The organism is Enterococcus italicus DSM 15952, from assembly GCF_000185365.1.
GTDB classification, from domain to species: domain Bacteria; phylum Bacillota; class Bacilli; order Lactobacillales; family Enterococcaceae; genus Enterococcus_G; species Enterococcus_G italicus.
Window position 1 is genome coordinate 2,780 of sequence record NZ_GL622243.1, and the last position, 9,877, is coordinate 12,656.

8 protein-coding genes and 3 pseudogenes are annotated in these 9,877 nt (G+C 34.7%); 4 read left to right on the top strand and 7 right to left on the bottom strand.

The window, feature by feature from the left end; genetic code table 11:
* Positions 1–204: pseudogene (locus tag HMPREF9088_RS10640) on the bottom strand (IS6 family transposase); the annotation flags it as partial.
* A 407-nt stretch (positions 205–611) separates the two neighbouring features.
* Between HMPREF9088_RS10640 and HMPREF9088_RS10645 the strand changes: the two are divergent.
* Both HMPREF9088_RS10645 and HMPREF9088_RS10650 read left to right on the top strand, forming a co-directional pair.
* Positions 612–2,537 (top strand): heavy metal translocating P-type ATPase, encoded by a 1,926-nt coding sequence (locus tag HMPREF9088_RS10645; protein ID WP_007209263.1) that lies wholly within the window; start codon positions 612–614, stop codon positions 2,535–2,537.
* Positions 2,538–2,945: 408 nt separating this feature from the next.
* Positions 2,946–3,560 carry a recombinase family protein gene (locus HMPREF9088_RS10650; RefSeq protein WP_002287936.1) on the top strand — a complete coding sequence of 205 codons (615 nt, stop codon included), beginning with the start codon at positions 2,946–2,948 and terminating at the stop codon, positions 3,558–3,560.
* A 246-nt stretch (positions 3,561–3,806) separates the two neighbouring features.
* Here the strand turns inward: HMPREF9088_RS10650 and HMPREF9088_RS10655 are convergent, their stop codons facing one another.
* The 6 genes and pseudogenes from HMPREF9088_RS10655 to HMPREF9088_RS12555 all read right to left on the bottom strand — a co-directional run bounded on the left by HMPREF9088_RS10655 (position 3,807) and on the right by HMPREF9088_RS12555 (position 9,117).
* On the bottom strand, positions 3,807–4,220 hold the full coding sequence (locus HMPREF9088_RS10655; protein WP_007209265.1) for a type II toxin-antitoxin system death-on-curing family toxin: 414 nt from the start codon (positions 4,218–4,220) through the stop codon (positions 3,807–3,809).
* Positions 4,217–4,453, bottom strand: a complete 237-nt coding sequence (locus HMPREF9088_RS10660; RefSeq protein WP_007209266.1) for an AbrB/MazE/SpoVT family DNA-binding domain-containing protein — start codon at positions 4,451–4,453, stop codon at positions 4,217–4,219. Before HMPREF9088_RS10660 ends, HMPREF9088_RS10655 begins: the two co-directional genes overlap by 4 nt.
* Positions 4,454–4,644: 191 nt before the next feature.
* Complete coding sequence (locus tag HMPREF9088_RS10665) at positions 4,645–5,238, bottom strand: hypothetical protein (protein WP_007209267.1); 594 nt, start codon at positions 5,236–5,238, stop codon at positions 4,645–4,647.
* Between the two features lie 273 nt (positions 5,239–5,511).
* Positions 5,512–8,152 (bottom strand): annotated as a pseudogene (locus tag HMPREF9088_RS10670) (HAD-IC family P-type ATPase).
* Positions 8,153–8,535: 383 nt separating this feature from the next.
* Positions 8,536–8,970, bottom strand: a complete 435-nt coding sequence (locus tag HMPREF9088_RS11500; RefSeq protein ID WP_007209270.1) for a chloride channel protein — start codon at positions 8,968–8,970, stop codon at positions 8,536–8,538.
* 24 nt (positions 8,971–8,994) lie between these two features.
* Complete coding sequence (locus tag HMPREF9088_RS12555) at positions 8,995–9,117, bottom strand: hypothetical protein (protein ID WP_282634714.1); 123 nt, start codon at positions 9,115–9,117, stop codon at positions 8,995–8,997.
* An 83-nt stretch (positions 9,118–9,200) separates the two neighbouring features.
* Between HMPREF9088_RS12555 and HMPREF9088_RS12705 the strand changes: the two genes are divergently transcribed.
* Both HMPREF9088_RS12705 and HMPREF9088_RS12710 read left to right on the top strand, forming a co-directional pair.
* Positions 9,201–9,467 carry an NlpC/P60 family protein gene (locus HMPREF9088_RS12705; protein ID WP_007209272.1) on the top strand — a complete coding sequence of 89 codons (267 nt, stop codon included), beginning with the start codon at positions 9,201–9,203 and terminating at the stop codon, positions 9,465–9,467.
* A 51-nt stretch (positions 9,468–9,518) separates the two neighbouring features.
* Positions 9,519–9,773, top strand: a pseudogene (locus HMPREF9088_RS12710) (transposase); the annotation flags it as partial.
* Positions 9,774–9,877: the final 104 nt, after the last annotated feature.

The following is a 9,877-nucleotide window of genomic DNA, read 5'->3' on the forward strand; positions in this document are numbered from 1 at the left end:
TTTTTTATTTTTCTTTTTCCAAATTTGATAGAGTAGTTTGCCATATTCTTGCACCCAACGATAAATCGTCGTATGAGAAACGTTAATGCCACGATCATATAAGATTTCTTGAACTTCACGATAGCTAAGGTTATAACGAAGATAGTAGCCCACGGCTACAATAATCACATCCTGCTGAAATTGCTTTCCTTTAAAAGGATTCATCGTCATTCCTCCTGCTATCTTTTTCTATTATTCTACCTTATTTGATAGTAGATTTAAAACTTTGCAACAGAACCTTCTTTATCGATTGGAGAAGTTGTTTTTATATCCATAGTGTTTTTATTCCTTTCATATGACCTTTCGTTCATATCTATATTACCATATGAGCGAAACAATGCTAATCTTTTGTTTATAAAAGAGAAGTGGCGTTCTCTTTATCTTGACAAAATGTATATAGCGATATAAAATGAGTATACAAACATATGATTAGTTAGTCATATGTAAAGTAGATTCATTACGATTTACTTTTGGAATAGACGAAAGGATCCAGAAATAGCGGAAATTTTTGTGATTCAAGAAGTAAATGATGGAAACAAAGGACTTATAAATTATATAGGGAGGCAATAGAAATGGAAACTGTCCAAAAACAACAGTCTCAAGAAAAGCATAATCACAACCACGGTCACGATCATGATCATGGGAAAATGCCAGTCGTTTTGTACTTTGTTGGTTTAGCATTAGCAGTGATTGCTCTATTTTTGAATGAAGATTATCAGTTGGTACAAAATGTTTTGTTCTCAATCGCTACAATCAGTGCCGGGTATCACGTTATTCTTCTTGAAGGCCTTGGAGAAACAATTGAGAATTCAAAAGCACAAAAAAAGTTCATACCTAATTCTCATATTTTAATGGGATTAGCGGCAATTGGAGCTTCTTTGATGGGGAATTTTTGGGAAGGAACATTATTGATTCTTATTTTTTCTGGCGCACATTTTTTGGAAGATTATGCAGAAGGAAGAAGCAAACGAGAAATAACGAAATTACTCGAAATGAATCCAACGACTGCCCGGTTAATCCTACCTGATGGCAGTACAAAAAATGTAGATGTCAGTGAATTAAAAGTGGGAGATCAACTTCAAGTTTTGAATGGCGATCAAGTACCTATTGATGGCGTCATTTTGTCTGGATCTACATCCATTGATGAGTCGTCTATTAATGGAGAAAGTATCCCGAAAGAGAAATCCAAAGGAGACGACGTTTTCGGAAGTACAATCAATGGAACAGGTACTTTCACAATGGAAGTCACTAAAGAAAATAAAGATACAGTATTTTCAAAAATTTTACAGTTAGTAAACCAGAACCAAGACAACCAAACAAAAGCTGCGAGTATAATCCAAAAATTTGAACCGAAATACGTTACAGTTGTTTTAATTGCCATTCCGTTATTCATGTTATTGGCTCCTTTTCTACTTGATTGGACATGGTCACAAAGTGTCTATAGAGGATTGGTCCTTTTAGTTGCAGCTTCACCGTGTGCTTTAGCAGCAGCTACTGTCTCGGCAACGCTATCGACGACTTCTAATTTAGCCAAAAAAGGAGTCCTTTCAAAAGGTAGTTCTTACCTGTCTCAATTAGCCGATATTAAAGCAATTGCATTTGATAAGACGGGCACCTTGACCAAAGGAAAACCTGAAGTAACCAATTATTATTTTGCTGATTCCGTGAACGAAGAAAACATGATTGATATCGTAGTAGCTCTTGAAAAAGAATCCAATCACCCCTTAGCAGATGCTATTCTAAGAAAGTTTGAGCAAAAAAACAAACTAACTATTGAAGTAGAAAACCAAATTGGTAAAGGATTGACGGGAGATTACAAAGGGAGAAATTATCGTATAGGAAAACCGACTTCGTTTGATGATGTTTCAGATGAATATAGTCGTTTAAATAATGAATGGGCGTCAGAAGGTAAGACAGTCGTATACGTAGCAGTAGATGAAGAGGTTATAGGCCTTATTGCCCTTATGGACGTTCCGAGTGAATATGCTAAAGAAACCATTGAATATTTTAGGAAACAAGGTATACACACCACATTAATTACTGGTGACTCAGAAATGACGGGAAAAGCGGTTGCTAAACAATTGGGAATAGATGAAGTGATTGCAAATGTCATGCCGGAAGACAAATCCAGAATAATAGACGAACAAAAAGAAAAATACGGTGTGACCGCCATGGTTGGAGACGGTGTAAATGATGCTCCTGCTCTTGTTAATGCAGATGTGGGAATCGCTATGGGAGATGGGACTGATGTGGCAGTAGAGGTATCTGATTTAGTTTTAATGCAAAACAATTTATCAAAATTGGTACAATCTCATAATATTTCTTCGAAAATGAACCGTGTTATTTGGCAGAATATTATTTTTTCAATGGCCGTTGTTGCTTTTTTAATTGTCGTTAGTTTCTTGGGCTTAACGGATATTGCCATCAGTGTCATTATTCATGAAGGAAGTACATTGGTTGTTATTTTGAATGGACTTCGATTGCTAAGGGCAGTCTAAAGAATGATTGCACACCTTCAAATTAATCGAGTAATAGAGATAATTAAGGATTACACTACATTTTTTATCTCTATTATTTATTTATATTTATCTAGATGTTCAAAGTCAAAATGATATGTCAACCATACTCTTGTGGCGTGACTTGAATACAAGACACATAAAATTGTATAAAATCATGTATGAAGAACCCTATACCCATAGGGTTCTTTTTTATGACCGCCAGAAATAAACGATTATATACCATAATCGGATAAAATCATGTATCGAAAATAGAAGCCTACGTTTTTTCTTTAATTATGTCTAATTTGGGTGTACCCTAAATAGACATCATAATAACATTGAAAAACATGGTTTTCCAATGTATGATTAGGGTGTGTTTTAAATAGTGTGAGAAAGCAGGTAAAAATTTTGAAAATTGCATATATCCGAGTCTCGTCGATAGATCAGAATGAACAACGGCAAATTGAAGAAATGAAAAAGTTTGGCGCTGAAAAAATTTTTATAGAAAAGCAATCTGGAGCGACGATTAGTCATCGGCCGATTTTTCAGGAAGCTTTAGATTTTGTCAGAGAGCAAGATATTTTTATTGTAGAAGCCATTGATCGACTTGGCCGCAATTATGACGAGATTATCGATTCAGTGAATTATTTAAAGAAGAAAAATGTACGACTCATTATCACCAGTTTACCGATCATGGCTGAAGCAATCGGAAATCCTCTTCTGGATAAATTTATCAAAGACCTAATCATTCAAATTTTGGCCATGATTGCTGAACAAGAGCGTACTGAATCGAAACGACGCCAGGCACAAGGAATTAAAATCGCTAAAGCAAACGGCGTCTATAAAGGTCGTCCTAAGTTATACAGTGCAGACACAAAAGATCCTCAACGTCGCCTTGTTTATAAGAGCATCGTCCAGGATCTTGAGAATGGGGTTGCTATCTCAAAGATTGCAAAAGACTACAATGTGACTAGGCAAACAATTTACCGAATAAAAAAAGAAATCGACCAACTAATTGGATGATTTCTTTTTCGAATCAGGTAATTATTAATTAGTTTTGTCACCAATACAGACAATCATTTTAGATTCATCTAGCTAAGTTGACAATATTTATGTTAAAGAAAATTTAGTTAACATAAATATTGTCAATTAAGAAATTGTCCTGATTTTAAACCATTTACCATCTATAACTTAGTATAATATATCTTATGTAAACTAAAAATAGAAGTAAACTAGATCACCAGATTAAACTGAATCACTAGTTTGCTTCTATTTTTTTGTATCAATCTTTGTGGAATTATTTTTTAGTATGTCAGTTGTGGTCTCTTTTAAGTCATCAAACTCACCCTGATACGTAGCAATATTAACTACAAATTCTACAACTTCCTGATTTTCCATTGTCAGTGAGAAACCGTTTATCTTGAGAAAAACATATGCAGCTAAAAATGCTGTACGTTTGTTACCATTATTAAATGGATGCTTTTTGATCAGATTTATTAATAGAACTGCCGCTTTGCTGAACTCATCAGGATACAGGTCTTTTCCAAAAATATGCTGTCTAGGTTGATTTACAGCCATACTCAAAGCATTTTTATCAATGACACCAATTGTTTCCCTTGGTGAATATCTTTTTATTTGAATAACATTCAATTTTACAATATCTTTTTCGCTAAGATAAATCATCGATCAACTAATTCCTTGAATGCTTCATCATATTCTGATAGAGCTTGATTCACATACATATCAATTTCAAGATCTAAATTACTTTCTTCCTTCACAATTGCATCCATCATTTTATCTTCATCAATAAAAATAGTATCTCCAGGTTTCAAACCTTTTTGCAAAACACTTTCTTTTGACAAAGTTACAACTATTGAGTTACCTACTTCTCTGATTTTTCGTTTTTTAATATTCATAAAATCAACTCCTATATTAAGTATACACCGTATATACCTATTGCTCAAATACTTTTAATTTTCAGCTCGAATTCACAATGCATACCCATGCTTAGCCTCTCTTTTACGAAGACACTATATATGGAAGACTTTATTTATGGAATAGAATATGCCTACATTTACTAATTTTTTATAGTGTTTTCCCTCAACTTTTATTGTTTACAAATGGATTCATGAAGTTTTTGCATGATTTTTCCTTGCAAAATAGCATAACCATCTTTAACTAATAATGGTGATTTTCCATTTAAATCCTCTTTAAGATACTGTTCATATAGCATTTTTTGTCTGGGATCAAGCTCCCTATGTTCGATAGAGTTTCTATATACCCTTATTCTATCAATTGCTACAAAAAGATCAGGAAAATCATTTTGCAATTTCCCAAAAAAGAATTTATTCTTATTTGGAATTGGTTCATAAAAAAGCTTATTTAGATTGGAGGTGAAGTTTTTAAAAGACGATTCCGTGTTTGAAATTTTTGGTTTTTTTACATTTTCTATTTCTGTAAACTCTTCAGAATCCATAGTGCGGATAAAATAACCATATCTTTTACGAATGTGCGACTCTAAGTCATAAAATGAGTCCATTATTTCTGTCATATCATTTACTAGTTGGTTCCTATCTTCGTACACAAAAATATTATCGTCTAAATTTGAAATTAGTTTTATAATTTTCTTTTTAACCTTATTAAAAAAATCAAAGTTAATTATTGCACCAGACTCACTAATTATATTTCTTTGTTGATCCACAGAAACTGGTATTTTTACGTAGGGTTCTGTTGCAAAGTTTTAAATAAAGAATAAAATCCCTTACGGTGTCTACTGAAATCAAGGTATTAATGGGAATAACAGCCTAAGATATTTGGAGTTCAGAGAGGGCGCGTTTGATTTTCCAACTTCGCAACAGAACCATTTTAAGCGACTACAATAACTCAATTAGATTAGATTTGTTTAATTTATTAGTTTCATCTGATTGACTCTTTATTTTTTGTTTTTTTGTTAAATTATTTCGTTTCTAGACTACTAATTCTTTGGTTTGAAAAAGGTTCTCGTAAGTGTTTTTTCTATTTCAACAATGATGAAGACAGCTAAACCTGCTAAAACAGAAATCCCAATATGTTGACCCGTAATCACTGTTGTACCCAACGCAACGTGCATAAATGGTGCGTAGGTCACTAATAGTTGCAATATAGCTAAAATGGCTAATGAATACCACAAAACCTTATTTGATAAAATCGTCTTGGTGATTGAGAAACGTATGATTTCTCGACAGTTAATCATATAGAATACTTGTCCAAATACAAGCGTTGTAATAAGAGTTGTTTGCATTATCGGAATTGAAGTACCCTTGCTTCCTAAGAAACTATTAACTAAAAATCCTAGACCAGCAAGTAATAGTGAAACGTATACTGTCCTAAAAATCGCATAGGAACTTAAAATATTTTCTTTAGGATCTCTAGGCGGACGTGTCATTCCTTTTTCATCTAATGGCTCAAAGCCCAAGGCAAAGGATAAAGTAATAGTTGTCACCATATTAAGCCATAGTATTTGGACAGAAGAGAGTGGTAATGGGCGATCAGCTAACAAGGAAACCACTACTAATAACCCTTGTGCAAATGCTGTTGGCAATGAAAAGTAGATTGTCTTTTTAAGATTTTCGTAGACACGTCGTCCCTCTTTAACAGCACTGGTAATCGTTGCAAAATTGTCATCCGATAATACCATATCAGCAGCGTCTTTCGTTACTTCTGTTCCTTTTATCCCCATTGCAATACCAATGTCAGCTTGCTTCAGCGCGGGTGCATCATTAACGCCATCACCAGTCATACCAACAATTTGACCATTTCTTTGGATAGCTTCAACCAATCGTAGCTTATGTTCAGGTGTTGTCCTAGCATAGACATCTGTCGACATGACAACTTTTTCTAGCTCTTCGTCTGACAACGCCTCAATATCTTTACCCACTAGAGCATCGGCATAGTTTTCAATACCAATATCTTTAGCAATTGCCATAGCAGTATCCTTATGGTCACCCGTAATCATTTTCACTGATATACCAGCTTGACGGCTAACTCTAACCGCTTCAATTGCTTCTTTTTTAGGTGGATCAATGATACCAAATAGTCCAACTAGGATCATGTCACTCGAGATATCCTCATGTGTCAGTGTCTCTTTAGTATTTGAAACTTCCTTATATGCTGCTGCTAAAAGACGTTGGCCAAGCTTTGCATTAGTCGCAATCTTCTCATTCCACGGACTTTCATCAAATACTTTCACTTGATTATGGGATACTTCCTTTTCCACTAAATCAAGCAACACATCAGGCGCTCCTTTCAAGTAGATATACCGTTTATCCTCAACATCTACTAAGGTGGCCATATACTTATAGGCTGAATCAAAAGGGAGTTTACTGATTTCTTTCACATTTTCAGTCAAGGCCATTTGATTAGCCCAATCAAGCAGTGCACCTTCGGTTGGGTTACCAATGATTTCGCGCACCCCACCTTTATAAGTAACTTTCGTGTCGTTACAATATAAAGCTGTCTCGACCATTTTGGTCAATGCTTGATTTGAACTAGTTTGATTTATTTGATTATCATGTTCATTTGGATCAGTTGTATCAAACAGGTCATCTGCCGTGATGACAGCCACCACAGACATCTCGTTTTTTGTCAGCGTACCAGTTTTATCTGAACAGATAACCTCCATGCTTCCAAGGGTTTCAACAGCTGGCTATTTTTTTTATGATGGCATTTTGTCTAGCCATTCGAGTAACACCAACGGATAATATAATAGAAAGAACGGCAGGTAATCCTTCTGGAATTGCTGAAACTGCTAAGGCAATCATCGCTGATAGCAGTTCATCACCTGTCATATCTCTATAGAAAAAGCTAAAAATCACTAAAAAGACAATTAACCCAGCTACCACGGCAAATATTTGTTTATTCATCAACTTCATCTTGGTAATAAGAGGTGTTTCGCTATCCTCCACACTCTTCAAGTGTTCACTAATCTTACCGATTTCTGTACGGTCTCCCGTTTCAACAACAACTGCTTTAGCAGATCCTGCGTTAACCAAGGTACCTGAAAACACCATATTAAGTCGGTCTCCTAGATCAGCCTCACTTTCAATGATATCGGTAGATTTATTAACGGGGGTCGATTCACCAGTTAAAATAGCTTCTTCAACCACTAAATTGTAAGCATCTAGTAAACGAAGATCAGCAGGAATGATGTCCCCGGGTTTCAAAAAAACAATATCTCCTTTAACAAGAGAGGCAGCATCAACCGTTACCTTTTCATTTCCGGTCCAAATGACCGCATTTGCACTCATCATATTAGACAAGCTGTTAAGAGAATCAGTGGCCTTTGCTTCTTGGATATATCCAATCAAAGCATTTACCAAAACAACAAATAGAATAATGGCCATATCAATGAAATCACCAATGAATCCTTTTAAAGCAGCAGAAAAAATCAAGGCATAAACCAGCAAATCATTAAAGTGACTCAAAAACTTGCGGATCTCACTAATTTCTTCACCCTTAGACAATTCGTTAGGTCCTTCTTTTGCTAACCTTTCTTGCCTACTAATAGCATCTAAGCCATCTTCGTCAGACTCCAAATTTGAGAACAATTCTTCTTTGGTTAAACGGTACCACTCCATAATTTTGACCCCCTGTATTGGTTTTACTTGGCTTATTTTACCATCAATAAACTACGTAACAAACTATTTGACAATCTAGTCAACAATCTTTTTAATTATATTACATTTTACTGAAAAAGTATGTCAACAGTAGTACATTTATCGTTACTAGGTGAGCGTGGTCTAAACACTTTCATTGAACAAGACACTCACAGTTGCATTCTCATTATAGGTCGGGCCATCGCTTTCCTATGACATCAGGTGAAGATAGTCGCTTTGGATGTACAATTAGTTGAGAAGAATAAATACCCTTGTGTCCTTTTACAAAGTAACTCAGAAGTGTGACAAGGATATAGTATGGTAAGTCAGCCATGCCAAGTAACTCTATTCCTAGAAAAAAGTAGTCACGGGCTATTGGTGGTACACCTAAACACTGTAATCATTTCAAGTGCTTCAATAAAAGACGGTGATATGCCGACAAATTGACCGATTACGCTTCCAAGAGAAGTACCAATTTCAAATAGCGAGGGAACTTCACCACCTTGTAAACCTGCTTCTAACGAGGTGCTAGTTAAGAATAACTTCAACACTGGATCTTGCCACTCAGAAGTCCCATTAAAAGCATTATCCGTTATCCAAAGACTGATACCTTCATATTTTTTATCAGAAAATACAATTATAAATAATACAACAATAGCCGTTCCAATGAAGGCACGTAATTTATAATTTTGTACCCTAGCTTGATAGATCTCTTTAAAAAGCTTTGTAGTCTTGGCAAACAATAAAGTAACTAGACCAAATAAAACACCAGAACAAACTAACACCACCAACAACTTCATGTTAATAGGTGGTATCTCCGGAATTTAATCTGCTTGATGCGTTGTTCCTAGCATACGGGCGGTCGCATCTGATAAATATGCAGCCATTAAATAAGGTAATAAAGCGGAAACATGGATATTTAAAATAGGCGGCACTTCCATCATCAAAAAAATGCCAGCTGTTGAAACCCTTCTCACCTATCCCTTTAAAACCTGCCAACTGACCAATATCCTCGCTAAACTTTTGACCCATGACAACTGCTAATGAAGTTTACTATCAATATACTTCACCAACTAGTGAATCTGAAGCGAGACCTGGAGATTTAGTTTTCTTCGAAAATACTTATTCATTAGATGTTAGACTTACACATATTGGTATATATGCTATTGATGGCGTTAATATAGCATTTTCAGATTCTATTTTAACTTATTACCATTTATTTGATTATACTGGTAAAACGTTTGAAATAGACGGTCAAATCATTGATGAACAAACCAAAGTTTTTGCTAAAAATTAATATAACTTGAGTAAAAATCAAAATCGTATTCAAAAGTTAAGAGTTGTAAATCTGCTCTTGAATCCTGCCATAGTCACATTTTATAATTTTCCTCCCACTATCAGACGAACCATCTATTCAACGAACTTAATCGAAGGATTTAATAAACAATTAAAACGGTATACTCGAAGAAAAGAACAATTTCCAAATGAAGACTCTTTAGAAAGATTTTTAGTGTCGCAATTCAATCAGTATAACCAACGATTTTTAGGCAGAGTCCATAAAGGATTTAAAGAAATTCAGGATACATTAGAGTCGATGATTTAATTGTAATTAACGGAATGGATTTTCCATTTACACATAATTCTTGACGCTACCTTTTCCGGAATAAGTTTATATAATTGAATTAAAAAAAATGAACAAAAAAATAT

What these genes read in the sequence shown, in the direction of transcription:
- HMPREF9088_RS10645 (WP_007209263.1), top strand. Translation starts at nt 612, where the DNA reads ATGGAAACTGTCCAAAAACAACAGTCTCAAGAAAAGCATAATCACAAC.
- HMPREF9088_RS10655 (WP_007209265.1), bottom strand. Translation starts at nt 4,220, where the DNA reads ATGATTTATCTTAGCGAAAAAGATATTGTAAAATTGAATGTTATTCAA.
- HMPREF9088_RS10660 (WP_007209266.1), bottom strand. Translation starts at nt 4,453, where the DNA reads ATGAATATTAAAAAACGAAAAATCAGAGAAGTAGGTAACTCAATAGTT.
- HMPREF9088_RS11500 (WP_007209270.1), bottom strand. Translation starts at nt 8,970, where the DNA reads ATGAAGTTGTTGGTGGTGTTAGTTTGTTCTGGTGTTTTATTTGGTCTA.
- HMPREF9088_RS12705 (WP_007209272.1), top strand. Translation starts at nt 9,201, where the DNA reads ATGACAACTGCTAATGAAGTTTACTATCAATATACTTCACCAACTAGT.